Origin of the sequence: Aliisedimentitalea scapharcae (genome assembly GCF_045277565.1) — a bacterium.
In the GTDB taxonomy this organism is placed as follows: Bacteria; Pseudomonadota; Alphaproteobacteria; order Rhodobacterales; family Rhodobacteraceae; genus Aliisedimentitalea; species Aliisedimentitalea scapharcae.
In genome coordinates this window covers 4,075,653-4,102,269 of the sequence record NZ_CP123584.1, presented here as the reverse complement: position 1 = coordinate 4,102,269, position 26,617 = coordinate 4,075,653, and the positions used below count along the sequence as shown (strand labels likewise).

Below are 26,617 nucleotides of genomic sequence, written 5' to 3'. Positions count from 1 at the left end.
CCACGGAATGTGTCGCATCTCAACAATGGGGCATTTTTTATGATGAAATGCAACTCGACTGTTGCTTAGAGTGCAGGGGCTGGATATTCTTTTCAATAAATAAATATTCCACAAATGCAAAAAATGTGGAGCTAAGACCAGGGAGAAGGCACGATGAACGATATGAGCTTTCCACAAGTTCCCAGCGGACCACCGCGACCGTCCGGCCTGTACCAGCCTTCGGTCTTTTCGCTGCCGCCCGGAACCGAGCGCTATAATATTCAGGGTTGCGGGGCCATTCTGATTGCGGTGGAGGCCGGTGACCAGATCGCTGTGTCCAACGACGAAGGGGGGCAACCCTGCGAAATCGTGGCGACCGACAAGACCGGGGCGATAGATGCTGGTGTGATCGGTGCCCTGGCAAACAGCGACGCATCTGGTCTGAAGGCACTGTTGGAATCATCGGTTCAATCCTTGCGTGGCCTGCGCATGGGATTGGAAGCCCGGGGAATAGATTTGGCCTTGGGTGGAGCGGTTCGGTTTTTTGATGCTGGAACACCTGCGAAAACCGAGCAGACGTTTGTGGTTCAGCGTGATGGTGTTGTCGTTATTGCGGCACCCGGCGGTATCATGGATTTCGAGGTACAAGATACAACGACGCCGCTCACCGTGTTGGTCAAGCGTGCTGTGATCAAACAGGTTGCCCGGTTTGAATTGCCTGATCCGCTGGCGGATCCCGTCGCCGACATTCGGATTCATAATGCAACCGCCCAAAGCTATTTCGTGAAAGCGGGCGACTATATCCAGATCATTGATGTGGACGGTCGCCAATGCACCGATTTCCAGTGTTTTGCCGCGCGTAAGCTCGACAAAGGTATCGAACACGCGCTGGATGTGACGACAACCAGAACACTGATGGGGCATGCCTATCCGATGCCGGGCCTGCACGCGAAATACTATGATCAGGACATGTCGCCGCTGATCGAGGTGGTACAGGACACAGTAGGGCGGCATGACGCTTTTGCATTGGCATGTGCCGCCAAATACTATGACGACATCGGTTATCCGGGACATGCCAATTGTTCCGACAATTTTAACGGCGCACTGGCACAACATGGTGTGGCGTCGCGTGCGGGCTGGATGGCCATCAACTTCTTCTTCAACACCGGGCTCGACGATCACGGCGTGATGTTCGCTGATGAACCCTGGACCCGCCCGGGTGATTATGTGTTGTTGCGGGCCTTGACCGATCTGGTCTGTGTCAGCTCGGCCTGTCCGGACGACACCAGTGCAGCCAATGGCTGGAACCCCACCGACATTCATGTCCGCACCTATAGCGGCGAAGAGAAATTTCAACGATCTGTCGCGATCCGTGCGACCCCTGAATCGGAGCCCAAGATGACCCAGGAAACCGGTTTTCACGACCGCCTCAGCAAGATGACCCGCAACTTTGTCGAGTACAAAGGCTATTGGTTGGCCAATTGTTATGCCGAAGCCGGGCCGATTGAGGAATATTGGGCGTGTCGCGAAAAATGCGTGGTGCTGGATCTGTCTGCTCTGCGGAAATGGGAGATCACCGGCCCGGATTCCGAGGCGCTGTGCCAATATATCTTTACCCGAAATATCAAAAAGCTGGCAGTAGGGCAGGTGGTCTATACCGCTATGTGCTATCCACACGGGGGCATGATCGACGATGGCACCGTGTTCCGTCTGGGCAAGGATAATTTCCGCTGGATCGGCGGTGACGACTATGGTGGGGAGTGGATCCGCGAACAGGCCGAAAAGCTGGGTTTGAACGTTCTGGTGCGGTCTTCGACAGACATGCAGCACAACATCGCTGTGCAGGGACCAGAGAGCCGCGATCTGCTCAAAAAGATCATCTGGACCATGCCGCACAATCCAAAGTTGGAAGAGCTGGGGTGGTTCCGATTTACACCTGCGCGGATTGGTGATGACCAGGGTATTCCGATTGTGGTGTCCCGGACGGGTTACACCGGCGAACTGGGATATGAGATTTTCTGCCACCCCAAGCACGCGGGTGAGGTGTTTGATGCGGTCTGGAAGGCAGGGCAGGAGCATGGCATCCGCCCCATGGGCCTCGAAGCGCTGGACATGGTGCGGATCGAGGCCGGTCTGATCTTTGCCGGGTATGATTTCAGCGACCAGACTGACCCGTTTGAGGCTGGCGTTGGTTTCACCGTGCCGCTGAAGTCAAAGGAAGATGATTTTGTCGGGCGAGATGCCCTGATCCGACGTAAAACCACGCCCGCGCGCAAGCTTGTGGGTCTGGACATCGATTCCGCGATCGATGTGGGACATGGCGATTGCGTGCATATCGGTCGCGCCCAGATTGGCGAAGTAACGTCGTCGATGCGGTCGCCCCTGTTGGGCAAGAACATCGCGTTGGCCCGGGTTGATGTGGTCCACGCCGAGGTCGGAACCGAGGTGGAAATAGGGAAACTTGACGGACATCAAAAACGACTGCCCGCCAAAATCGTAGCCTTTGCCCATTATGACCCGAAGAAGACGCGACCTCAGTCTTGAGAAGTGTCCAACCCGGTGCAAAGGGAGAGTTGAATGGTTCGGAAATTGATTGACGAGATCGGCGGAGAAGAAACGCTGCGCGCTTTGGTGGAGCATTTCTATGACCTCGTCGAGGAAAACCCCGAAGGTGCGCAGATCGTCAAGCTGCACAAACGAGGCCATGGTATGGGGCACGCGCGGGTCGAGCAGTTCAACTTTCTGTCCGGTTTCATGGGAGGTCGGAAGTATTATCAGGAAAAACACGGCCATATGGATGTGAAGCTGATGCACGAACATGTGCCGATCACAACTGAAGATGCTGAAAACTGGCTGAAATGTATGGATCAGGCGCTGTTGGATCTGAAACTGGCCGGCCCAGGTGTCGAAAGACTGCGGGCTGTGTTCCGGCGCGTGGCGCTGATGTTGGTCAATGATCTGGCCGAATGGGGTGAAAAACGATTGCCAGCCTGAGGGCAGTACCCGTGTTTGTTTCGGGAGCCTCCGGCGGGAGTTTTTTTGGCGAGATGAAGGGGGGGCGGGGTTTTTGGTCCCGCCGTTTTTATTTGGGCTTACATAGGAAAACCTGGACATCGGCAACATTGGTGCCGGTGCCGCCGGTCATAACCAAAGCGTCCGCCGCAGCCAGCGCGGCATAGCTGTCGTTGTTGTCCAGTAATGCCTGAGGATCCTGTCCGGCCTGCTGTATGCGAGACCAGGTTTGCGGGGTTACCAGGCCGCCTGCGGTGTCTGTGGGGCCATCGCGGCCATCTGTGCCACCAGACAGAAATACCCAATCACCGGGAATGTCTTTGGCGCGCTGTGCGACACGCAGGGCCAATTCCTGATTGCGTCCGCCGGTGCCGGTTCCGGTGATTTGAACGGTGGTCTCACCCCCAAAGACAAGGGCGATGGGTCGATCCTGTGGGGCGGTTTGTGCGGCTTGAATGACGGTCTCGGCAGCCTCCTGAACATCTCCGACCAGCCGGTGGGTGATCAGCCGGGCGGTCCATCCCTGATCGGCCGCCAATGCCATCATCGCCTTGAGGCTGTAGCGGTTTGATCCGATGAGCGTGTTGGTCGCCGCAGGCAATGTGTCGGATGAAACGTCAGGCTGCTCCAGATGCGTTTTGACGGCAACGGGCGCGGTGTCCCAGATGCCGGCACTCTGCATGATTGCGCGGGCGTTGGTCCGCGAGCCAATCGGAGCCACCGTCGGGCCAGATGCGATGGCGCGCAGATCGTCTCCAATGACATCGGACAGGATATAAGCTTGAACCTGAGCGCCCCGTGCATGGCGCAGCAGTCCGCCCCCCTTTATGTCCGAAAGCTGCTGACGGATCAGGTTCATGTCGTTGATTTCCAGCCCGGAGGCCAACAACAGTTTGTTCACGGCCGTCTTGTCGGCCAAGGTCAAACCGGGGGCGGGGGCAACCATCAGCGCCGATCCGCCACCAGAAATCAGGGCGATCAAGCGATCATTTTGCGACATGCCTTGAACCATGCGAATAGCGGCCAGACCTGCGGATTCGCTGGCTTCATCTGGGACAGGGTGGGATCCAGATAGAACTGTGGTTCCCGGAATTTCTATTGCATTTTCGGGGTTTGTGATCACCAGAGCCTGTGACGGGGTCGGAAATATTTCCAATGCGGCGCGCATCATCGGGATCGCGGCCTTGCCCACTGCGAGGATGAAATTGCGACCTCCGTCTGGTAGGTCAGAAAGCGGGGATGACTGAAGTTGCTGGTGCAGGGCCCGGGCTGGATCAGCCCTGTCGATGGCGGCCTGAAACAAGGCCAGGGCGGTGCAGTTAAGGTCAGTCATTGGGGGCTCCCGCGATATGGATCAAGCCGCCCCGGAAACGAACCAGGGCGGCTGGGGTCTTGTGAAGATCGTGGGCTGACGCCCCGGGCGGAAATCAGTTTCCGGCGATCTGCTTTGCTTTTTCCACCAGAACTTCTGCCTGACGAATAGATGCATAGTCAATCAGACGGCCGTCCAACGAAACTGCACCTTTACCGGCAGCTTCGGCTTCAGCCATCGCTTCGAGAATACGGTGGGCCTTGGTCACTTCGGCGTCCGACGGAGACATCACTTCGTTGGCCAGGGCGATTTGGCTGGGGTGGATGGCCCACTTGCCTTCGCACCCGAGAACCGCAGCACGTTTTGCAGCGGCCTTATAGCCTTCGGGATCCTGAAAATCACCAAACGGGCCGTCAATTGGACGCAGGCCATTGGCGCGGGCAGCGACAACCATGCGTGCAAGAGCATAGTGCCACATGTCACCCCAATGTACGTCGCGCGATCCGTCAGCGGCGGGGTCGGTCAGGACCGAATAATCGGGGTTCACACCACCGATGATCGTGGTGCGTGCACGCGTCGAAGCAGCATAGTCAGCGACCCCGAAATGCAGCGATTCGTTTCGTTTGGATGCAGCGGCGATTTCGGACACGTTTTGCATACCCAAAGCGGTCTCGATGATGTGTTCGAAACCAATGCGTTTCTTGTAACCTTTGGCGTCTTCGATCTGGGTGACCATCATGTCCACCGCATAGACGTCAGCGGCGGTGCCAACTTTGGGGATCATGATCAGGTCCAGGCGCTCGCCAGCTTGCTCAACAACATCGACAACGTCGCGATACATGTAATGAGTGTCCAGGCCGTTGATTCGGACGGACATGGATTTGTTGCCCCAGTCAATGTCATTCAGAGCCTGAATGATGTTCTTGCGGGCCTGTTCCTTTTCGTCCGGTGCGACGGCGTCTTCGAGGTCGAGGAAGATGACGTCAACATCAGATTTAGCAGCTTTTTCAAACATTTGAGGCTGGCTTCCGGGGATGGCCAGTTCGCTGCGGTTTAGACGGCCGGGGGCTTGTTCGATAGCGTGGAATGACATGAGAAACGCTCCTTTTTCGCGTTGCAATTGGCGGGGCTGGTTCTAGGCATCCAACAGCAAGGGGTTTCCTGTCAAGAAGAAAATTTTCATACTAATACTTGGGCGCGCGTGGTGCGCGGGCGCTGCGCGCGTATACGCACGCGCGCGAGTCCGCCCGTGTTGCCAGGTCACCCTCCCGTTCCGAAATCGCCCCGCTCGGCGCGGGTGGCATAGTAGAACGCGATGGCCTGGGCGCGGTTCTTGACCGAGAGTTTTTCGTAGAGGTTCGAGAGATGGAATTTTACCGTGTTTGTGGTGATTCCCAGCTCCTTGCTCAACTCTTTGTTCGTTAACCCCTTTGACAGAGCTTCGAGCATCGTGCGTTCGCGCCGAGACAGTTGTTCGATCGGATCGGTCTGCAGGTCGCGTACGTCCAGAAACGGGAAAACCATTTTGCCCCCCGCCACGGCATGGCACGTGTCGAGAAGACTCTCCACCGCGCTGGATCGCGCTGCAAATCCCGCTGCCCCGGCGCTCATTGCTTTGCGTGGGGTTTCGGAGCCTTCGTCGCCATAGACCACCAATTTGGGCGCGTTGGCCTGATCCCGCAGGACCTCGATCAATTTGGCACCACCCAGAGCCGGCAGGTTCCAGTCGATGATTCCGACTTGAACCGGGACGCGCATGACGGTTCCCAGGAACCCTTCAGCGGTTGAAGAGGTCGCCACGAGCGAGAATCGCGGGTCCTTTTCGAAAATCTCGGACATTGCGGTGAGCACCAGCGGATTTGAGTCAGCGAGCATGACCGAAATCGGGGAAACTTTGTCGCTTATCGTAGCCATTTTGTATCCTTTGGTCGAAAACAACCCAAGTGGGTAGGTGGTTATTCGGTATACTACGGTATTTTTACCTAAATGGGTAGGTATAAACCCATCTATTTAGATACCCAAAAGCAGGATATAGGGATGTTGTGAGTTTTGTCGACCTAGGTTTTGCTGAGGACAAGCGATGTTGCCTGACGGGAAATGTTTTTGCCTACCAGCAAAAATGCCGGAAAAGCTGATGCATCGGCGCGAACGCAAACCTGACTAGAGGTCCGATACAATGACTGAACCCACGATCTTCCCCAGCCTGGAAATCCCCGAGACTTTGGCTGCGGGCCCTGGCCCCGGCAACACTGACGCCCGTGTTCTGGCGGCTTTCGCCAACACCGGTCTGGCGGACCACATGCAGGCTGATGTGCTGCGCGGCATGATCGAATGCAAAGGCATGTTGCGTGATCTGTGGGGCACCACCAACACCTATACCTACGGTGTCGGTGGTACTGGTTTCTCCGGTTTGGACTGTATGCTGAATGCGATCCTGCCCGGTGACAGCGTTGTCGTTTTCATGAACGGCACCTTCTCGGGCATCGACGCGATGACAATCCGCATGAAGGCCGCAACCCGCGAAGAGTTGACCGCTAACCCGATGAACCCGCAACCCGCGAATGTGACCGTGATCGACGTTCCCCATGGTGAATCGGTATCGGGCAAACATGTCGACGAAGTTCTGGCTGACAAGAAACCCAAATGGGCCTTTATGGCGCATTGGGAAACCGGGTCTGGCCGCATCAATGATCTCCAGGGTTTTTCAGACGCTTGTGAAAAACACGGTGCCATGGGTCTGATCGACGCGGTGTCGTCGCTGGGCATCGAAGACTTTTCGATCGACGATTTTCCCGGTGTGGTCGGTTGGGCGTCCTGCCCGCAAAAAGGCGTGCTGTGCTTGCCGTTGACCTACGCGCCTGTATCTTTCAGCGACCGCTACATTGAAACGGTCAAAGAAAACGGCTGCCATTCCTATGTGCACAACCCGATCCTCGAAGCCCGTCATTGGGGTGTTGTGGACGGACAGGATGTGGCCGCGGGCACCTATCACCGCACGCATTCCGGTTATGCGGTTGCCGCCTTCCACGAAGCGCTGCGCATCACGCTCCAGCACGGCCGCGCCCAAAAGGCCCGCGATTATGCGTTCCATGAAAAAGCCCTGCGCGACGCCGTGACGGCCATGGGGTGCGACGTGACCAGCAACATGACAAGCCTGGTGGTTCTGAACCTGCCTGGTGATCTGGCTGGCCGTGAAAAAGAGCTGGTGGGCAACTGCCGCGCAGTAGGTTTCGGCATCTGGCCGACCTTGTCCGAACCAGTCCAAGTCCGCATCGGGATCCTGAACCAAATCACCCAGTCCCAGATTTCGGACATTGTGAACCGGTTTGGCAATGCGATGAACGACATGGGCGCATCGGTTGACATGGACGCGATCAACGCTCTGCTCGACCGGCACTATGACGCAGCCCTGGCTGCTGAATAACACGATCCATAGGGAGGAGAGATCCAATGGATGTACATGAGTATCAAGCCAAGGAAGTTCTGAGCAACTTTGGTGTTACAGTGCCCCCCGGGGCGCTGGCCTATAGCCCGGAACAGGCGGCCTATCGCGCGCGCGAATTGGGTGGAGACAAATGGATCGTCAAAGCCCAGGTGCATGCCGGTGGCCGTGGCAAGGCGGGCGGTGTCAAACTGTGCTCGTCCGATAGCGAGATCCTGGAAGCCACCGAGGGCATGTTCGGCAAAAAGCTGGTCACCCATCAAACCGGCCCCGAAGGCAAAGGCATCTATCGTGTCTATGTCGAAGCGGCAGTACCGATCGCACGCGAGATCTATCTGGGCTTTGTTCTGGACCGCCAATCGCAGCGTGTGATGATCGTCGCCTCGTCCGAAGGTGGCATGGAGATCGAAGAGATTTCGGCCGAACGTCCCGAGTCGATCGTGCGGTCGACCGTGGAACCGGCAGTTGGTCTGCAGGATTTCCAGGCGCGGGAAATCGCGTTCAAGCTGGGCATTGATCCGACCATGACGCAGCAGATGGTGCGTACGCTCAAGGGCTGCTATCAGGCGTTTTCCGAACTGGACGCGACAATGGTTGAAATCAACCCGTTGGTCGTAACGTCGGACAACCGGGTGATCGCGCTGGACGCCAAGATGACATTTGACGACAACGCTCTGTTCCGTCACCCGCAAATCAGCGAACTGCGTGACAAAAGCCAAGAAGACCCGCGCGAAAGCCGTGCGGCCGATCGTGGCCTGAACTATGTCGGTCTGGACGGAAATATCGGCTGTATCGTGAACGGTGCAGGTCTGGCCATGGCGACAATGGACACCATCAAGCTGGCCGGAGGCGAACCCGCCAACTTCCTCGACATCGGAGGTGGCGCGACGCCAGAACGTGTCGCCAAAGCATTTCGTCTGGTGATGTCGGACAAGAACGTTCAGGCGGTTCTGGTGAACATCTTTGCTGGGATCAACCGTTGCGACTGGGTCGCTGAAGGTGTCGTTCAAGCGCTGAGGGAAGTTCAGGTCGATGTTCCTGTGGTTGTCCGTCTCGCCGGTACCAATGTCGAAGAGGGTCAGAAAATCCTGGCGCAATCCGGTCTACCGCTGATCCGTGCGACGTCGCTGAACGAAGCCGCCGAACGCGCCGTGGGTGCGTGGAAAAACGATCTCGATCAAAACACTCGTGTGAGGGCTGTCTGATGAGCATTCTTCTCGATCGCGAAAGCAAAGTTATTGTCCAGGGGATCACCGGCAAAATGGCCCGGTTCCACACCAAGGACATGATTGAATATGGCACCAATGTCGTTGGGGGCGTGGTCCCGGGCAAAGGCGGTGAAACCGTCGAAGGCGTGCCGGTGTTCGACACCGTCAAGGAAGCTGTGGCTGCCACTGGTGCCGACGCGTCTCTGGTGTTTGTACCGCCTCCGTTCGCAGCGGATTCTATCATGGAAGCGGCGGACGCAGGCATCAAATATTGCGTCTGCATCACCGACGGCATCCCTGCTCAGGACATGATCCGCGTGAAACGCTACATGCGCCGCTACAAGAAAGAGGATCGCATGATCCTGACCGGCCCGAACTGTGCCGGAACCATCAGCCCCGGCAAGGCGCTGTTGGGGATCATGCCAGGTCATATCTATCTTCAGGGCAATGTGGGCATCATTGGCCGGTCCGGAACCTTGGGGTACGAGGCCGCAGCGCAGCTCAAAGAGCTGGGCCTGGGAGTCTCGACTTCGGTTGGTATTGGCGGTGATCCCATCAACGGGTCTTCGTTCCTGGACATCCTGACCTGGTTTGAAAACGATCCCGAGACCAAGGTAATCTGCATGATTGGTGAAATCGGTGGCCCACAGGAAGCTGAAGCCGCCGAATACATCAAGGAAAACGTGACCAAACCGGTGGTGGCCTATGTCGCGGGTCTGACCGCGCCCAAAGGCCGGACTATGGGCCACGCAGGCGCGATCATCTCGGCGTTTGGTGAATCTGCTTCGGAAAAGGTGGAGATCCTCGAAGCAGCCGGCGTGACCGTCGCTGAAAACCCGGCCGTGATTGGCGAAACCATCGCCCGGGTCGTGAATGCTGCCTGATCCGTCCTGCGGATAAGGCACCTAAGGCGCTTCGCCTCCTGTCCGGGGCAATGGAGGGGGCGAAGCGTCACAATTTCACAGTCGCTTGAGGGAGAGACGTCATGCAAAAGCCCAAGGTTCTCGTTACGCGTCGCTGGCCAGCTGCAGTCGAAGCCCAGCTGAGCGAACGTTTTGACACCGTGCTGAACACCGGTGACAAGCCATTGAACGAAATCGAAATCCGTGATGCGCTGCGCAGTTTTGATGCGGTTTTGCCAACGGTGACCGATACGGTATCTGCCAAGGCGCTGGATGTTTCGCAGCCCCAGGCGCGTATTCTGGCCAATTACGGCGTCGGCTACTCCCATATTGATATGGAGCGTGTGGCCGATCACGGTATGATGGTTACCAATACCCCTGACGTTCTCAGCGAATGCACCGCCGACATCGCTATGACGCTTTTGCTGATGGTGGCGCGTCGCGCAGGAGAAGGTGAGCGCGAATTACGTGCCGGTCAGTGGACCGGTTGGCGCCCGACACATCTGGTTGGTACCAAGGTTTCGGGCAAGACGTTGGGTGTCGTCGGATTTGGCCGCATTGGTCAGGAAATGGCCCGTCGCGCCCATCATGGGTTCGGAATGAAAATCATTGTTCAGAACCGGTCACGCGTGCCCCCCGACGTGTTGGCCAAATTCAATGCTGTTCAGGTCGACAGCCTCGAAGATCTGATGCCGCAGTGCGATTTCATCTCGTTGCATTGCCCGGGCGGTCCGGCCAATCGCAACCTGATCAACACCCGCATGATGAACCTGATGAAGCCAGACGCGTTCCTGATCAATACAGCCCGCGGTGAAGTGATCGATGAACTGGCGCTTAGCCGGGCATTGATGTTTGAAACCATCGGAGGAGCTGCTCTGGATGTGTTTGACGGCGAACCCCGGATCAACCCCGATCTGCTGCAATGCGACAACCTGGTGATGTTGCCGCATCTGGGCTCTGCCACCCGCGAGGCGCGCGAGGCCATGGGTTTCCGCGTTGTTGACAACCTCACCGATTTCTTTGAAGGGCGCGATCCACGTGACCGCGTAAGTTGATATGAACCGTCCTGCCGAAGCCGATCCGACACCCGCCCCCGACACAGGGTATGCAGCCGCGCTGCGCGTGGAACTGCGGGCCCTTTGGTTGGATGTTCTCAAACAACGTGCACCCGAAGTCGCCCAGAGAATCCAATCCGGTACCCGGTGGACCCTCAAGGACCCCAATAGCGCGATTCCGCATTTGCAGGCCCATAACATCTGGTTCCAGCTGCTGAAGATCATTGATGAAAACGCTGCAATGCGGGACCGCCGCAATGCTGAAACCCAAGACGGCCCCCAAGCGGTTGAGGGCAGTTTTGCTCTGGCTTTGGAGCAGGATGGGGCATTGGCGACTCCCGAACGTTTGACCCAGGTGATTCAGGGTCTGTCGTTTGGGCCAACGCTGACCGCCCATCCGACCGAAGCCAAACGTGTGACGATTTTGGAAATCCACCGGCGCATTTACCGGGGGCTCGTTTCGCTGGAAGAAAAGCGCTGGACGCCACGCGAACGTGCGGATCTGCTCGAAGACCTGCGAGCGGAAATTGATCTGCTGTGGCTGACCGGAGAGTTACGCCGGGAACGCCCGTCACTGAATGATGAAATCCAATGGGGGCTGCAGTTCTTTCGCGACAGTCTTTTCGATGCAGTGCCTCAGCTGTTTGACCGTTTTATCGCAGCTACCGCCCCAATCACCGGCCAAAAGGATGATGTGACACCCTGTCTCAAATTCCATTCCTGGATTGGCGGCGACCGTGACGGCAACCCCAATGTCACGGTCCAGGCTACGGCTCAGGCTTTGGGAGCCAACCGGTTGGCCGTGTTGGAAACCTATCTGAGCGATCTGTCCAGGGCGGCCGCGCGGATTTCGATTTCCTCGGCGATCTTGTCGTTGGCCGGTCCCGATTCCGATGCCATCCAGCGTATTGTCGAAACTTCGAACCCTTACAAGGCGTTGCACCAGAACACGGGCGAAATCTTCCGTCAGGCGCTTGAAGCGATCCGAACCCGGATTTCGGACACGATAGACAGGGCTGGAACGGCCTATGATCATGTGGATGACTTTATCGCTGATCTGTGTGCAGTCGAGGCGGCTTTGGGGAATCTCGGGGCTGATCGTCTGGCGGATCGCTACATCCGGCCGATCCGCTGGAAAGCTCAGGTGTTCGGCTTTCGTACAGTCACATTGGATATTCGACAGAATTCAACCGTCACGACGCAAGCGCTTACGGACATCTGGAGCTGTACCGGAGACACGCCAACCTATGGCACAGCCGAGTGGTCTCAGCGTCTGCGTCGGGAATTGGGGAGCGCCTCTCTCAGCTTTGTGGATCCGACACAGTTGAGCGATCAAAGCGCGGAGCTCATTGGCCTCCTGGGGCTGATGAAACAGACGGTCGGTGGGGACGATCCCAGTGCGTTGGGCCCGTTTATCCTGTCGATGACCCGGTCTACGGATGATCTTCTGGGGGTTTATCTGCTGGCCCGATACGCCGGTTTCGGTGCCGAAAAGGCAACCCTGCGCGTGGTGCCGCTGTTTGAAACCATCGACGATTTGCGCGCAGCTCCGCGCATTCTGAATGGGGTGTTGGATGTTCCCTTTGCCCGTCGTTCGCTCAAGGATGGCAGTGGTCGGATCGAGGTCATGTTGGGGTATTCCGACAGCAACAAGGACGGTGGCTTTGTTTGTTCGACTTGGGAACTGGAAAAAGCGCAGCGCTTGATTGCGCGTACTTTGGCAACGCATCGTTTGCAGCCGGTGTTTTTCCATGGGCGCGGTGGATCAGTCTCGCGCGGGGGGGCACCGACAGAACGTGCGATTGCGGCCCAACCGGCAGGCACCGTCGCGGGCAGGCTGCGGATCACCGAACAGGGTGAAGTTGTCAGTTCAAAATACGCCAATCGTGGCACTGCGTTACAGCAGCTGGAATTGACGGTTTCCTCGGTGTTGCGTCATTCTTTGCGCCCCGACATTCCGGCACTGAACCCCGATCACGAAGACGCATTCGAAGCCTTGTCGGGGATGTCCCAAGCGGCTTATTCCAACCTGCTGAATACGCCAGGCTTCATCGACTATTTCCAGCAGTCCAGCCCGGTAGAGGAGCTGGCCATGCTCAAGATCGGGTCGCGTCCGGCGCGCCGGTTTGGAGCCAGTTCGCTGGACGATCTGCGCGCAATCCCATGGGTGTTTGCCTGGTCTCAGAATCGCCATATGATCACGGGCTGGTATGGGTTCGGCAGTGCTGTTTCCAGCTTCCGTCGCTTTCGCGGAGCCCAGGGCGAAGCCATTCTCAAGGAAATGTTTCACACGGCACCCTTGTTCCGATTGGTTGTGGATGAGGTTGAAAAAGCGCTGTTCCTCGCTGACATGGACATTGCCCGGACGTATGCGTCGCTGGTGGAAGACACGCAAACCCGCGATCTGATGTTTGGATCTGTGCTCAAAGAATACCAGGCCAGCCGTGAAGCTCTTGCCTTCTTGACGGGATCCTCAGAACTGGCCCGTCGCTTTCCCAAATTGCGAACCCGGTTCGATCGTATTCGCGACATGTTGCATGACATTCATACGGTACAGGTTTCCTTGTTACAGGAAAACCGAGCCGCCGCATCGCCGACATTGCCCATTCCTCTGATGCAATCCATGAATTGCGTCGCTGCTGGTTTGGGTTGGACCGGATAACATATTACCACTAGGAGCCCCGAACATGACCGACACCCCCCGCGACACTGGTTTTTTCACCGAGTCACTCTCGACGCGCGACCCTGAGCTTTATGGCGCAGTGACGGCCGAGCTTGGCCGTCAGCGCGATGAGATCGAGCTGATTGCCTCTGAAAACATCGTCTCGGCCGCCGTGATGGAAGCCCAGGGCAGCGTTCTGACCAACAAATATGCCGAAGGCTACCCCGGGCGTCGCTATTATGGCGGTTGCCAATATGTGGACGTGGCCGAAAACCTGGCCATCGACCGCGCCAAGCAGCTGTTTGGCTGTGACTTTGCCAATGTGCAGCCGAATTCAGGCAGCCAGGCGAACCAAGGCGTGTTCCAGGCGCTGCTGCAGCCGGGCGACACCATTCTGGGCATGAACCTGGCCTCGGGCGGTCACCTGACCCACGGGGCTGCGCCCAACCAGTCGGGCAAATGGTTCAACGCCGTGCAATATGGCGTGCGCCGGTCCGACAACCTCATCGACTATGACGAGGTCGAAGCCCTGGCCAAGGAACACCAGCCCAAGATGATCATCGCGGGCGGGTCTGCCATCCCGCGGGTCATCGATTTTGCCCGGATGCGTGAGATTGCTGATATGGTTGGTGCCTACCTCCATGTTGATATGGCGCATTTCGCCGGTCTGGTTGCCACAGGCGAACATCCCTCGCCGTTCCCGCATGCGCATGTGGCCACGACCACCACGCACAAGACCCTGCGCGGTCCGCGTGGGGGCATGATCGTCACAAATGATGAAGCAATCGCTAAGAAGGTGAATTCGGCGATCTTCCCCGGTATCCAGGGTGGTCCGCTGATGCACGTCATCGCGGCCAAGGCCGTGGCCTTTGGCGAAGCGCTCCGCCCCGAGTTCAAAGCCTACATGCGTCAGGTGCGCCTGAATGCCGATGCGCTGGCCGATCAGCTGATCAAAGGCGGGTTGGACATCGTGACCGGCGGCACCGACACCCATGTCATGCTGGTCGACCTGCGCCCCAAAGGCGTGACCGGCAACATCGTGGACAAGGCCCTCGGCCGTGCCCATATCACCACCAACAAAAACGGCATCCCGTTTGATCCGGAAAAACCGACCGTAACCTCGGGCATCCGTTTGGGCACACCCGCAGGCACCACCCGCGGCTTTGGCGAGGCGGAATTCCGCGAGATCGCGGATATGATCATCCAGGTCGTCGACGGTCTGGCCGCCAACGGAGAAGACGGCAACGCCGATGTCGAAGCCACGGTCCGCGCCCAGGTGGCCACTCTCTGCGCGCGCTTCCCGCTCTATCCGAACCTGTAAACCACAGGATCCTTAACAACCTCTCAAACCCCGCCGCATTCCGCCGGCGGGGTTTTTTATTCCAAACCCGCAACACCCCGCTTCCGTCCCGCCGCCCCAGCCCAGATCGCGACCACATGGCACACCGCCCGCTTCGGCTTCTTTCTGGTCACAAATACCTCGGGGGAGCAGCCAAAGGCTGCGGGGGCAGAGCCCCAATCCGCGCGCACGCGCGACACACCCAAACACAACGGACAATAAACCCGTCCCGCGCGGGGGGCTTAGGCCAATTTGACTATCGGGCGATCATGAGATGTAGCCCGGATAGGGCTGGCGCAACACAGCCGTTGCCATCATACCCGACAGGGTGGTCAGGTCAAAAACCGGTAGCCCCAATTGCTGTTGCAATCGCCACGCATAGGGCGGCAGGTCCGTGCATTCCAATACAATAGCCCGGATGTCTGGGGCGCGTTCGACCAAGATCCGCCCGGCCTGCAACAACTCTTCGGTTACCTTATCCAGATCCATGACGGTCCGCTCGTTTCGCAGGATCACGGAGGCAAATTCCTCAGTTTCGTCAAGCCCTTGAACCGCAATCGGAATATCGGCTGCACCGACGCCGCGCAGGTGCGCGTCAGTCAAGGACGCAGCGGAAGCGGTCAGAACACCAACCGGTGCCTGGGTCATGTGATGGACCATGGGCACCTGGATCAACGCGGAGACAAACACGGGGATAGATACGGCTGCTGAGATTTCGGCCTGAAACAGGGCCAAAAACCCGCAAGATCCAGTGATCGCGCGTACGCCCTTGGCTTCCAGCCGTTTGGCTGCATCGATCAGGCGATCTTTCATTTCGCCAGTAGGGTTGCCAAGAAGCTCGGGAACCGTAATGCCATCCAGCATTTCGTACATGACCGTAAAACCCAGGCTTGACGGGTTTTTGATATGACCAGGTGGTTTGGGAAAGTAGCTCTCCAAAGACAATACACCGATGGTGATGCCGCAGATGTTTTGTCCGCCAGGGTGGGTAACCATGGGTTGATATCCTTTAATAGCGCAGGGGGTGAAACGGAGTCAGGTCATGATTTGTGGACAAACCGGTGGTGATGTCGGCCACCAAACGTCCGGTTTTTGGGGCCATCATCAGACCATAATGGCTGTGCCCAAAGGCCGCGATCAGCCCGGGAAACCCGTCGATTTCACCGATGCAGGGGAGGCTGTCGGGCAACGACGGGCGTTGCCCAGACCAGGTCGAAAAATTGTCGGAATTCAGATCCGGTAACAATTGTTGCGCCAGTTTCACCAACCCATCCAATCGGCTTTGGTTGATTGGCGCATCGAGACCGGCAAATTCGGCCGTCCCTGCGACGCGCAACCCGTCCTCCATCAGCGACGCGACGAATTTCATATCCATGTCCATGACTGAGTTGTTCAAGGCAAGACCTGGATTTTGGAAAGAGACATGATAGCCGCGTTCGGATTGCATCGGGATGTTGATGCCCAAAGGTTTCAACAGTTCGGCCGACCATACACCCATAGCCAAAACCAGCTTTGGAACAGTTTCCTCGCCTGAACCGGTAACATAGCGCCAGCCCCCCCCCTCGATTGGCAGAATGGCGCGGACGGATTGCCGCAGGATTTCACCGCCCATAGCGCGGAATTTGTCGGCCAACACAGTGCCGATCCGTCCGGGCGACAGGGCGCGGGCCTGTCCCTTGATCAGAATTGCCGCCTGAAAATCGTGGGTCAGCGCAGGTTCCAGGCTCTGGAGATCAGCGGCAGTGATCCGTTCCAGGTCTGCCCCTTTGTCCCGCCGCATCCGATACTCGACCGTGTCCAGATTGGCCGCTTCTGAGTTGCGAAACGCATGGACATAATAGCTGTCTTGCACCAGATCATCGTGTCCGGTCCCGGCCAGATGTTGGCGAAACAGATCAACGCAGTCGCGGTTCAGCGAATCCATGGCTTCGCTGATATGGCTGACTTTTTCGGCGCGTCCTTCATACAGAAAACGCAGACCCCACGGTGCGATCCACGGCAAATAGCTGGGTTTCACAGTCACTGGACCCAATGGGTCCAGCAACCAGCCCGGGACCTTTTTCCACAAACCCGGCATGGATTGCGGAACAATGGACCAGGGTGAAATGATCCCGGCGTTGCCAAAGGAGGTGGCCTGACCGGGGGCGTCCCGGTCAATCAGCCTGACATTTAATCCGCGTTCGGCCAGGGACAGCGCGGAACAGATCCCGACAATCCCGGCTCCCAGAACCGTGACGTCGGGTTGGTCTTCCTGGGTCATGCCGTTGCCCGCTCCTGGCGTTGTTGTGCCAATTGCTGGACGATGACGGGAGCAAAAATCACCAGAGCGGTCAGATCGGACCCACTGGATGGTGCAACCAGGAACAGCCCACCGATGGCCATGAGGATACGCCAAACCCCTGACAGGCGCGCCAGGAAATATCCGGAAACCGCTGTTGCGATGGCAAAGACACCCAACGCACAGGTGATCGAGACCTGCAGGAACGATGTGATGGTGAAATATTCCGGCAAAACGATCAGCATGGTGGGCGCATAGACGAACACCATTGGGACCATCAGCTTGCCCAATCCCAAGGTAAAGGCACTGACGCCGGTACGGAACGGGTTGGACCCGGCGATCCCCGCAGCGGCATAAGCCGAGGCACAGACCGGCGGGGTGATTTCCGAGATCACGCCATAGTACAACACGAACATATGAGTCGCGAGCGGAGGCACACCCAACTGGCTCAGCGCCGGTGTCGCGACCGCGACCAGCATGATATAAAGCGCCGTTGTCGGCAGACCGGCACCCATCAGGATACAAGCCATGGCGATCAGAACCAGAGACAGGAATTGTTGGATCGAAGGCTGACTGAAGGTCTCGATACCGGTCCAATCCAACAGCGGTGCCAGATTTGCAGCCATGTCAGCCGCCCCCCCTGTGACCATAAAGCCAAGGCGGAAGCCAACACCTGTGGTGTTGATCACGCCAACAACGATGCCCACGGCGGCAGAAGCCGCGCCAACGGCCAGCGCGTATTGCACGCCCACATGAAAGCTGTCGAACAGATCGCGGAAGGATTGGCGTTCATTGCGATGCAGGCAGCCCAGGATGGTCAGTGCAGCGAGCATTCCTGCCATTTCCGGGGAATAACCTTCGCCAGAGTAGGGCGACGCCTTCCAAAAGATGAACCCAAGCAGCGCAAAGGGAACCACCAGAGAAGCCGGTTTGTTAAAGGCGCAGAAGCCAACGACCACACACAGGCTGAGCCCGATAAAGGCAGCCATGTTTGGCGAATACCCCGAAAACAGCACCAGCAGCAGCGCGACCAGAGGAATAATGGTGAACCAGCCGTCGCGCCAGACTTTCATGAACTGGGGCAGTTGTTCTTTGGGATAGGCATCAAGGCCGAGCCGTTTGGCGGTGAAATGCACGATCGAGATCACCCCGATATAATGCATCATCGCGGGTACGATGGCGGCAATCACGATGGTGGTATAGGGCACCTCGAGATATTCGGCCATCAGGAAGGATGCGGCCCCCATGATTGGCGGGGTGATCTGACCACCGGCTGACGCGGCGGCTTCGACACCACCTGCGAAATGGGCCGGATACCCCATCTTTTTCATGTTTGGGATGGTGAGCGATCCGGTTGAAACCGTGTTGGCGATGGAGGAGCCCGAGATGGTGCCAAAGAACGCGGAACTGACAACTGAAACTTTGGCCGGACCACCGGTATAGCGCCCAGCCAGGATCATGGCGTTATCGACAAAAAACTGACCCAGGCCCATCCGTTGGGCCACGACGCCAAACAGGACAAAATGAAAGACAACCGTGGACACCACCCAAAGCGTGACACCAAAGATGCCTTCGGACGGGAAATACATGTTGTTCACGAACTGCTGCCAGTTCACGCCCGGATGCTTCAGGATCTGCGCGGGCATATAGGGGCCGAACAACGCATAGCTCATAAAGATCAGGATGATCAGCGGCAGAACAAATCCGATGGTTCGCCTGGCGATCTCCAGAACCGTCAGGATAAGCATGGTGCCAAAAAACACGTCGATCCCGGTCGGGTTGCCTTGGCGCAGCGCCTGTTCGGGAATGTTCAGACCCATTCCGGTGAAACCACGCCAGCTGACCCACAGAAACAAGGCGGCAGCCATCCCGGTCAGTGCCAATGCCCAATCATACAATGGCACGTTGCCCGGAGCCCATAGGCTGCCTTTGCCATAGGTCATCGACTGATCGGTGCGGATCAGCGGAAAGCTGAGGAAGATGAACAGGAACAGGCCAGCTAGATGGATGCCCATGTGAACATGATCAACGGGCGTGCCGAATCCGGCGGTCCACAGATGATACAGCGCAAAGGCAATCGTCGCCCAGTAGACCAGTTTGGTCAGCGTCGGCCCGTTGTCCCGTGTCTGAAGGGCGGAGTCGTACTGCTTCTCCAGCTCCTCCAGTTCCTTGTTGTCGAGATGAGAGTTCAAACCCATTACAGGATCCACCGTTCAAAGGGGCGCGCCGTTTGGGGGCAAAGCCGTCACCCTGCGGGTTGCGCCAGAAAGAAAAAGGGCGGCAAAGGACCATGATCCAGCGCCGCCCAGTGGGAGGTAATTACTTCAGAGCACCGATTTCACGATAAAAGCGCTCGGCACCCGGATGCAGCGGCACACCGATCCCGGCCACGCCATCCAGGGCAGTTTCCAGTGTGATGACCTTGCCTTTGGGGTGGCCATTGTCCAGAAGCTTGCGGGCGGTTTTCGACCACATTGCCTTGGTGATCTGATAAATCAGCTCTTCGTCGATATTCGCGTTGGTGACCATGATGCCAGACACGGCGACCGTGTTCACGTCATAATCCACACCGGGGTAAGTCCCAGCCGGGATTTGTGAGGGGATGTAATAAGGAACGGTTTTATTGGCCTGGGCGACTTCTTCCTCGGACCAGTTGTACAGTTCCATTCCTTTGGTGTTGTCCAGCTGGATCATCGCGGCCACTGGTGTACCGGCAGCATAGAAATAGGCGTCCAACTGACCATCCGCGATGCGTTCCGCAGATTGTGCGTTGTTCAACTCCGCCTCTTCCATGTTGTCCCGATTCACGGCGTGATCATTCAGGATCAGCTCGACCGCGATCTGTGTGCCCGATCCCGCCTGGGCGATACCAACGCGTTTTCCTTTGAGGTCGCCCAGACCGTCCAATGAAGCGCCTTTGGGCATCACCAGATGCAGGTCTTCGGGGAACAGATTGGCGATCACCCGCAGGTCGGGTTTGGCATTGCCTTCGAATTTGCCGACACCATGATAGGCGAAATGCAGCGTTGCCGCGCCGGACAGGCCTGCTTCCATCTGGCCATTCTGGATGGCGTTGACATTATGGGCCGATGCGTTGGTCGATTGAGCGATCGCAACCAGACCCGGAACGCCACAGTTGCCGCCCTCTTCGCAGGACCGCGACCCGGGTGGGTTGGAAATGGCGTTGGCAATGATCCCGCCAATCGGGAAATAGGTGCCGCCGGCACCACCAGTGCCAATGCGGAAAAAGGTCATTTCCTGCGCGCTGGCTGCACCTGCCATCATGCAGGCCGCGACGGCCGCGCCGGTGAATTTGTTAAAAAGTCCCATCGTGTTCTCCCTCATTGGATTCCGTCACGGTCTTGTCGACCTTGGACGTGCATTTTTCCATTTTGACAGCATGGCAAGCTTATACATAAAAACAAATTGGTAATTTTTCGGTATCCATAAATGTTTTCTATATGGTACGACGTTTGGATGAATTTCCAGCAGCTCACCGTCTTTCGCGAAGTCATGAAAACCGGATCCGTCAGCGATGCGGCCCGCAATCTGCACCGAACGCAACCCGCGATCAGCGCGTCCCTAAAAGCTTTGGAGGCATCTCTGGGAATCGAGTTGTTTCAACGTGATGGCCGCCGCTTGCTCCCAGTTCCTGAAGCGTACTATCTTTTGTCCGAAGCCTCGGAAATTCTGGATCGGTTAAAGTCAGCCGAGTCAAACCTGAGCGGCTTGCGGGACCGGACGTCAGGCGTGTTGCGAATCGTGGCGATGCCGGGGCCTTCGGCGCACATTCTGCCCCGATTTGTCAGCTCATTCATCGACAGCACGCCCGATGTGCAGGTGACTTTTGCCACACGCAGCTCGCCACAGATTCGCAGCCTCATCGCAGCACAAAGCTTTGACTTGGGGTTTTGCGACACGTCCAACACTCTGGATCAGGATCTGCTGTGTGACAGCGAAAACCTTTTCTGCAAATGCCTGTGTGCCTTGCACATGGATCACCCTCTGGCAAAACGGGATGTTATTCAGGCCGAGGATCTGGACGGGGTGCCCATGGGTGTCTTGCAACCCAATCATGGAACCTATCTGGAAACCACGCGTGCCTTTGCCGAACGAGATGCCCAATTCAACATCCGAATAGATGCACAGTACTTCATACCCCTGTTTCACTTTATCGAAGCGGGGCAGATCTGTTCCATCGTCGATGTTCTGAGCGCGGAAAGTTACCTGAGCAGCCGTGGTGACCAAAGTCGGATTCGGTTCGTTCCCTTCGAACCGGCGGTTCCTTTTGGGTATTCAATCTTGACGCCCTACAACAAGCCTATGTCCAGATTGTCCGGGGCCTTTGTCGTGGCTTTGCGGGATCGCGTTGAGAACATTATAAAAACCCGACAATCCGGAAGCTGAAACGCGCAACTTATGACGGGTCGATTGCGATTCTTGCCATATTGGTTGCGACCTGATCCATGAATTGTTTGCCGGTGTTGGACAGGGCCCGACTGCGAGCTGTGAGGATAACAATATCCAACAGAATCCGTGGTTCAAAGCGGCGCACAACATAGCCCTCTCCATCATCGCTCATCAGCGTAAACGGGTCGATCAATGAGGCACCAAACCCCTGTTTCACCAGGTTCAGAGCATTGCGGAACAGATCTGTGTGACACCGCACGCGCCATTTGGCACCCGCGGCGTGAAATGTTTCGCGGGCGCGCCGGTTAACCATATGTTCAGCGCCCATGACAATGAATGGATAATCATCCATCAGTTCGGGGGTCAGCACATCGTATTCGACCAGGGGACTATTGGTGGGAATTGCGCATAGGGTTTCAAAATGGAAATGCAGCGCGTCCAGCCCATCATGGCGCAGGGGCAATTCACAAATCCCGATCTCGAACAGGCCGGCCATCACCCATTCCTGGATTTTGGACGAATATTGCGACTGAAAAGATACCACCAGATCGGGGCGCGTTTCCGCAAATTGACGGATCTGCTCGGGCATGAAGCCGAAGGCCAATGCGTGATTGGTCGCGACTTGTAGCTGGCCCATTTTCTGGTTCTGCAAATCGACAACGGCCTGATTTACGTGGTCCAGCCCCCGGACAACGGTGTCAATTTCATCGAATAGGACCATGGCTTCGGGTGTTGGAATCAGGCGCCCGCGGGTGCGTTCGAACAGCTTCAATTTCGTTGATCGTTCGAGCTGGGAAATCAGGTTCGAAATCCCGGGTTGCGAGATGCCCAGCTGTTCGGCGGCACCGGTGACAGTGCTGGTTTCGATGGTGGCGTGAAAGGCCTGATATTGGCGGAAAGAAGATGTCATAACGTATAGTATCATAATTTATTATGGACTTGGAAAAAAATAGTATTGGAAATGATGGAGTAGAGTCCGCAAGCTGTCCTAGGGACAAGGGAGAGTTTCGTGGATCTGCAACAGACAATAACTGGGTTTGACCTGTGGCACCTGCAATTGCCGGTGGTGTCAGCCCGTGATCATGGGATTGGCCGTGTTTCGGGGTCGTGCGAAATCGTCGTGCTGCGCCTGACAGCAGAAGGTGGCAGCCAGGGGTTCGGCGAGGCGTCGCCCTGGTCGGTTTTCACCGGCTCCCCCGAGGCCAGCTTTGCCGCGTTGGATCGCTATATCCGCCCGTTGGTCGTCGGTCGCCGGGTCGCGGATCGTGCGGCGATCCTGCAGGACGCAGCCAAATGCGTGGCGCATTGCACCGAGGCCAAGGCCGCGTTGGAAAGCGCGTTGTTGGATCTGACCGGGCAGATCTCGGACCTTCCAGTCTGGGCTCTGCTGGGCGGGAAATGCCGTGACACCATTCCGCTCAGCTGTTCCATTGCCAATCCGATTTTCGATGATGACATCGCGTTGATGGAGCGCCTGCGCCAAGACAAAGTCGGCTTGATCAAGCTGAAAACCGGTTTCAAGGATCACGCGTTCGATGTGATGCGTTTGGAGCGCATTGCCCGTGATTTCCCCGAATTCCGCGTGCGGGTCGATTACAATCAAGGGCTGGAGATCGAAGACGCCGTGGGTCAGGTCATGGATGTGGCCCAGTTTGAACCCGACTTTATCGAACAGCCTGTGCGGTATCATCATTTCGATATGATGGCCCGGTTGCGGGGAATGATCGATGTGCCGCTCTTGGCCGATGAGAGCGTGTTTGGTCCCGAAGACATGGTGCGTGCCGCTCGCGAAGGCATCTGTGACGGAGTGTCCGTCAAGATCATGAAATCTGGCGGGCTCAGCCGGGGCCAGTCAGTGGCCCGGATTGCGGCGGCCAACGGATTGATGGCCTATGGTGGAGACATGTTCGAGGCGGGTCTGGCGCATCTTGCGGGAACCCACATGATTGCAGCCACGCCTGAAATTTCATTGGGGTGTGAGTTTTATCAGGCGTCATACTTCCTCAAGGAAGACATCTTGGAGACGCCATTCGAGGTCCGTGACGGTCAGGTTATTGTACCGGATGCACCGGGGTTGGGGCTGCGTCCGGACCTGGACAAGCTGACCCACTACGCCGTTCGTACGACGGAGACAGTATGACCCAACAGCGCAAAACCATCGCAATCGTCGGCGCCGGGATCATCGGAGTTTCAACTGCGATCTGGTTGCAACGCGATGGCCATGACGTCATTCTGATAGACAAGGCTGGTCCGGGCGAAGGTGCCAGTTCCGGAAACGGCGGTATTCTGGCGTCTTGTTCCAGCGTGCCTGTCACAGGGCCAGGGTTGATCAGGAAAGCACCCAAGATGCTGTTCAGCCCCGACCAGCCGCTGTTCCTGCGGTGGGGGTATTTGCCGAAACTGGCACCATGGTTGATGCGGTATCTGTCCAATGCCAATGCCGAAGATACCCGGCGGATTTCGCGCGCGGTGGCCGGGATTGTGGGGGACAGCCTGAATGATCACCTGGCTCTGTCTGCTGGAACAGGCGCTGAAAAATGGATTGTGCCGTCTGATTACGCCTATATCTACAACGACCGTGCCCATTTTAACCAAGATGCGTTCGGCTGGCAGCTGCGACGCGAAAATGGCGTCGTATGGGACGAACTGGAAGGTGACGCATTCCGCGCATGGGATGATGTCTTTGCCCCCGAATTGGGGTTTGCGGTCAAGATGGGTGATCACGGTCGGATTGCTGATCCTGCGGCCTATGTCAAAGATCTGGCCAAACATGTGGTGGCGCAGGGTGGGCGATTGGTGACAGCCGCCGTGGATGATTTCGTGCAGGAAAATGGCCAGATCACCGGCGTTCGCGCGGGTGGTGAAACCATCGCCTGCGATGCTGTGACTGTAACAACCGGCGTCTGGTCGGGGCCGTTGGCCAAAAAACTGGGCCTGTCGGTTCCGCTGGAGGCGGAGCGTGGATACCACATCGAATTGTGGGACCCGAATTTCATGCCCAAGACCCCGGTTATGGTGGCATCGGGTAAATTCGTGGCGACACCTATGGACGGGCGGCTACGGCTGGCCGGAGTAGTCGAGTTCGGCGGGATTGAGGCTGGGGCCTCGAAGGCACCGCTTAACCTGCTCAAGAAGAACGGTATATCGGCTTTTCCTGGGTTGAAATGGAAAGAGATGACGGAATGGATGGGCTTTCGTCCTGCACCTGCGGACTCAATCCCGGTGATTGGCGAAATCCCGGGGATCAAGGGCGCGTACACCGGGTTCGGACATCACCATATCGGGCTGACGGGCGGCCCCAAGACCGGCAGATTGCTGGCCCAAATGATAGCGGGACGACAACCAAACGTTGACGTGTCCGTCTATTCGCCTGCACGTTACGTGTAGGCCAGACACAAAAAGATCAGGCAAAACCAACCAATAGGGAGATAGAACATGAAAAAATTGACCAACCTGATGGCAGCCACCGCGCTGACCGCCGTTTCGACAGTTGCCGCCGCGCCGGTGATGGCAGAAACTTGGGACATGCCGATGGCGTATTCTGCCTCGAACTTTCATTCCGCCACGGGTGCCGAATTCGCGAAATGCGTGACCACCGGCACCGGAGGCGAGCTGGAGATCGTGACCCATCCGTCGGGCTCGCTGTTCAAGGGTGCGGATATCAAACGCGCGATTCAGACCGGCCAGGCCCCGATCGGCGAGCGTCTGCTCTCTGGTCATCAGAATGAAAACGCCCTGTTTGGGTTCGACTCGATCCCGTTTCTGGCCACGTCATTTGATGACAGCGCCAAATTGTGGAAAGCGGCCAAGCCGAGCCTTGAAAAAGTTCTGTCCGAGCAGAACTTGACGCTGCTTTATGCTGTGCCATGGCCCCCGCAAGGGCTGTATTTCAAGAACGAAGTGACCTCGGTCGCGGAAATGAAGGGCATCAAGTTCCGTTCGTACAACAACGCCACTTCGCGTCTGGCCGAGCTGACCGGAATGCTGCCCGTAACTATTGAGGCAGCTGAAATCAGCCAAGCCTTTGCCACCGGGGTTGCTGAATCCATGGTGTCGTCGGGGTCGACTGGATACGACCGCAAGGTCTGGGAATCCCTGGACTATTTTTATGAGGTCGATGCCTGGCTGCCGCGGAACTATGTGATGGTGAATTCCGAAGTCTGGGCAGATACGGCCGAGGCGCACAAGAACGTCATCACGGGATGCGCCGAGTTGGCTGAATATGCCGGCAACTGGCGGGCCAAGGAATACACCGGGTTCACCCTTCAGGGGCTGCGCGATGGTGGCATGACTGTTGGCCCCGCGTCGGATCAGATGGTGGGTGAGCTGAAAGAAATCGGCGTCACCATGACCAATGAGTGGTTGGAAGCCGCAGGCGACGAAGGCAAAGCCATCGTCGATGCCTTCAAAGCCATGCAGTAACACAAAACAATCGGGCGGCGCGTCACGTGCCGCCCGAATTGCATCCAATGGGAGGGTGACACGATGGGCGTTCTGCGCAGCCTCAGGGTCGGACTGGACTTTTTATACCGCTTAGCTGAATTTATTGCGGCCTTGTGCATGATTGCCATTCTGGCGCTGATCATGCTTCAAATGTTGGCCCGATGGTCCAGCGAAGTATTTCCGGGCGCACCCGAATATGCAGCTTACTTTATGGCTGCTGCGTCATTCATGGGGTTTGCCGCAGCTTTGAACCGTGGATCGCACATCCGGGTCTCGCTGTTGCTGAATGCCGTCGGCCCGAAAATGAAGCGTTACGTCGATATCTGGTGCTTTGCCGTGGCTTCGGCCACGATGTGGTATTTTGTCTGGCACGCCCGCCAGTTCGTTTACTGGTCGTGGAAATTCAACGATGTCAGCCAGGCCCAAGACAGGACAGCCCTGTGGATCCCGCAATCGGTGATGATCATTGGTGGCGCCCTGCTTGCGATTGCCCTGACAGACAGCCTGATCAATCTGATCTTCAAGGGAGAAAACCGTATCTCCCACGACAACATCGAAACGCAGGAGGTCTGAAT

General features: G+C 57.2%; 21 protein-coding genes. 13 read left to right on the top strand and 8 right to left on the bottom strand.

The features are described from left to right. The first annotated feature begins 153 nt into the window (after positions 1-153). Positions 154-2,523, top strand: coding sequence for a trimethylamine-oxide aldolase Tdm (gene tdm / locus QEZ52_RS19065; protein ID WP_406646160.1), 2,370 nt, complete (start codon positions 154-156; stop codon positions 2,521-2,523). Between the two features lie 33 nt (positions 2,524-2,556). Next, complete coding sequence (locus QEZ52_RS19060) at positions 2,557-2,973, top strand: group II truncated hemoglobin (RefSeq protein ID WP_406646159.1); 417 nt, start codon at positions 2,557-2,559, stop codon at positions 2,971-2,973. 88 nt (positions 2,974-3,061) lie between these two features. Here the strand turns inward: QEZ52_RS19060 and QEZ52_RS19055 are convergent, their stop codons facing one another. The 3 genes from QEZ52_RS19055 to QEZ52_RS19045 all read right to left on the bottom strand — a co-directional run bounded on the left by QEZ52_RS19055 (position 3,062) and on the right by QEZ52_RS19045 (position 6,217). Beyond that, positions 3,062-4,324: a glycerate kinase gene (locus QEZ52_RS19055; protein WP_406646158.1), complete on the bottom strand. Its 1,263-nt coding sequence runs from the start codon at positions 4,322-4,324 to the stop codon at positions 3,062-3,064. Between the two features lie 94 nt (positions 4,325-4,418). Next, complete coding sequence (locus QEZ52_RS19050) at positions 4,419-5,396, bottom strand: HpcH/HpaI aldolase/citrate lyase family protein (protein ID WP_406646157.1); 978 nt, start codon at positions 5,394-5,396, stop codon at positions 4,419-4,421. Between the two features lie 167 nt (positions 5,397-5,563). Beyond that, positions 5,564-6,217, bottom strand: coding sequence for a LuxR C-terminal-related transcriptional regulator (locus tag QEZ52_RS19045; RefSeq protein WP_406646156.1), 654 nt, complete (start codon positions 6,215-6,217; stop codon positions 5,564-5,566). Positions 6,218-6,479: 262 nt separating this feature from the next. Here QEZ52_RS19045 and QEZ52_RS19040 point away from each other — a divergent pair, with 262 nt between their 5' ends. From QEZ52_RS19040 to glyA, 6 genes are all read left to right on the top strand, one after another. Next, entirely contained in the window at positions 6,480-7,727 is a 1,248-nt protein-coding gene (locus QEZ52_RS19040; protein WP_406646155.1) for an aminotransferase, read from the top strand. A 26-nt stretch (positions 7,728-7,753) separates the two neighbouring features. Further along, complete coding sequence (locus QEZ52_RS19035; protein WP_406646154.1) at positions 7,754-8,950, top strand: malate--CoA ligase subunit beta; 1,197 nt, start codon at positions 7,754-7,756, stop codon at positions 8,948-8,950. Further along, a complete protein-coding gene (gene sucD / locus QEZ52_RS19030) occupies positions 8,950-9,837 on the top strand; it encodes a succinate--CoA ligase subunit alpha (RefSeq protein ID WP_406646153.1) in 888 nt (295 codons plus the stop codon). The genes QEZ52_RS19035 and sucD overlap by 1 nt, the downstream gene beginning before the upstream one ends. Before the next feature lie 101 nt (positions 9,838-9,938). Continuing rightward, on the top strand, positions 9,939-10,910 hold the full coding sequence (locus QEZ52_RS19025; protein WP_406646152.1) for a D-glycerate dehydrogenase: 972 nt from the start codon (positions 9,939-9,941) through the stop codon (positions 10,908-10,910). Position 10,911: 1 nt separating this feature from the next. Continuing rightward, positions 10,912-13,572: a phosphoenolpyruvate carboxylase gene (locus QEZ52_RS19020; RefSeq protein WP_406646151.1), complete on the top strand. Its 2,661-nt coding sequence runs from the start codon at positions 10,912-10,914 to the stop codon at positions 13,570-13,572. A 25-nt stretch (positions 13,573-13,597) separates the two neighbouring features. Next, positions 13,598-14,893 carry a serine hydroxymethyltransferase gene (gene glyA / locus QEZ52_RS19015; protein ID WP_406645357.1) on the top strand — a complete coding sequence of 432 codons (1,296 nt, stop codon included), beginning with the start codon at positions 13,598-13,600 and terminating at the stop codon, positions 14,891-14,893. Between the two features lie 285 nt (positions 14,894-15,178). Here the strand turns inward: glyA and QEZ52_RS19010 are convergent, their stop codons facing one another. The 4 genes from QEZ52_RS19010 to QEZ52_RS18995 all read right to left on the bottom strand — a co-directional run bounded on the left by QEZ52_RS19010 (position 15,179) and on the right by QEZ52_RS18995 (position 20,519). Continuing rightward, complete coding sequence (locus tag QEZ52_RS19010; RefSeq protein WP_406646150.1) at positions 15,179-15,907, bottom strand: aspartate/glutamate racemase family protein; 729 nt, start codon at positions 15,905-15,907, stop codon at positions 15,179-15,181. Between the two features lie 13 nt (positions 15,908-15,920). Further along, positions 15,921-17,171 (bottom strand): NAD(P)/FAD-dependent oxidoreductase, encoded by a 1,251-nt coding sequence (locus tag QEZ52_RS19005; protein ID WP_406646149.1) that lies wholly within the window; start codon positions 17,169-17,171, stop codon positions 15,921-15,923. Continuing rightward, complete coding sequence (locus tag QEZ52_RS19000; protein WP_406646148.1) at positions 17,168-19,387, bottom strand: TRAP transporter permease; 2,220 nt, start codon at positions 19,385-19,387, stop codon at positions 17,168-17,170. Before QEZ52_RS19000 ends, QEZ52_RS19005 begins: the two co-directional genes overlap by 4 nt. A gap of 121 nt (positions 19,388-19,508) precedes the next feature. Beyond that, positions 19,509-20,519 (bottom strand): TAXI family TRAP transporter solute-binding subunit, encoded by a 1,011-nt coding sequence (locus QEZ52_RS18995; protein ID WP_406646147.1) that lies wholly within the window; start codon positions 20,517-20,519, stop codon positions 19,509-19,511. A gap of 120 nt (positions 20,520-20,639) precedes the next feature. On the opposite strand from QEZ52_RS18995, the gene QEZ52_RS18990 reads away from it, so the two are divergent. After that, positions 20,640-21,596 carry a LysR family transcriptional regulator gene (locus QEZ52_RS18990; protein WP_406646146.1) on the top strand — a complete coding sequence of 319 codons (957 nt, stop codon included), beginning with the start codon at positions 20,640-20,642 and terminating at the stop codon, positions 21,594-21,596. A 10-nt stretch (positions 21,597-21,606) separates the two neighbouring features. Here QEZ52_RS18990 and QEZ52_RS18985 read toward each other — a convergent pair whose 3' ends face one another. Beyond that, a complete protein-coding gene (locus QEZ52_RS18985) occupies positions 21,607-22,509 on the bottom strand; it encodes a LysR family transcriptional regulator (protein ID WP_406646143.1) in 903 nt (300 codons plus the stop codon). Between the two features lie 99 nt (positions 22,510-22,608). Here QEZ52_RS18985 and QEZ52_RS18980 point away from each other — a divergent pair, with 99 nt between their 5' ends. From QEZ52_RS18980 to QEZ52_RS18965, 4 genes are all read left to right on the top strand, one after another. Further along, positions 22,609-23,739, top strand: a complete 1,131-nt coding sequence (locus QEZ52_RS18980) for an enolase C-terminal domain-like protein (RefSeq protein ID WP_406646141.1) — start codon at positions 22,609-22,611, stop codon at positions 23,737-23,739. Next, positions 23,736-24,986 carry an NAD(P)/FAD-dependent oxidoreductase gene (locus QEZ52_RS18975; protein WP_406646138.1) on the top strand — a complete coding sequence of 417 codons (1,251 nt, stop codon included), beginning with the start codon at positions 23,736-23,738 and terminating at the stop codon, positions 24,984-24,986. Before QEZ52_RS18980 ends, QEZ52_RS18975 begins: the two co-directional genes overlap by 4 nt. A gap of 48 nt (positions 24,987-25,034) precedes the next feature. After that, a complete protein-coding gene (locus QEZ52_RS18970) occupies positions 25,035-26,021 on the top strand; it encodes a TRAP transporter substrate-binding protein (protein ID WP_406646136.1) in 987 nt (328 codons plus the stop codon). 63 nt (positions 26,022-26,084) lie between these two features. After that, positions 26,085-26,615: a TRAP transporter small permease gene (locus QEZ52_RS18965; RefSeq protein WP_406646134.1), complete on the top strand. Its 531-nt coding sequence runs from the start codon at positions 26,085-26,087 to the stop codon at positions 26,613-26,615. Positions 26,616-26,617: the final 2 nt, after the last annotated feature.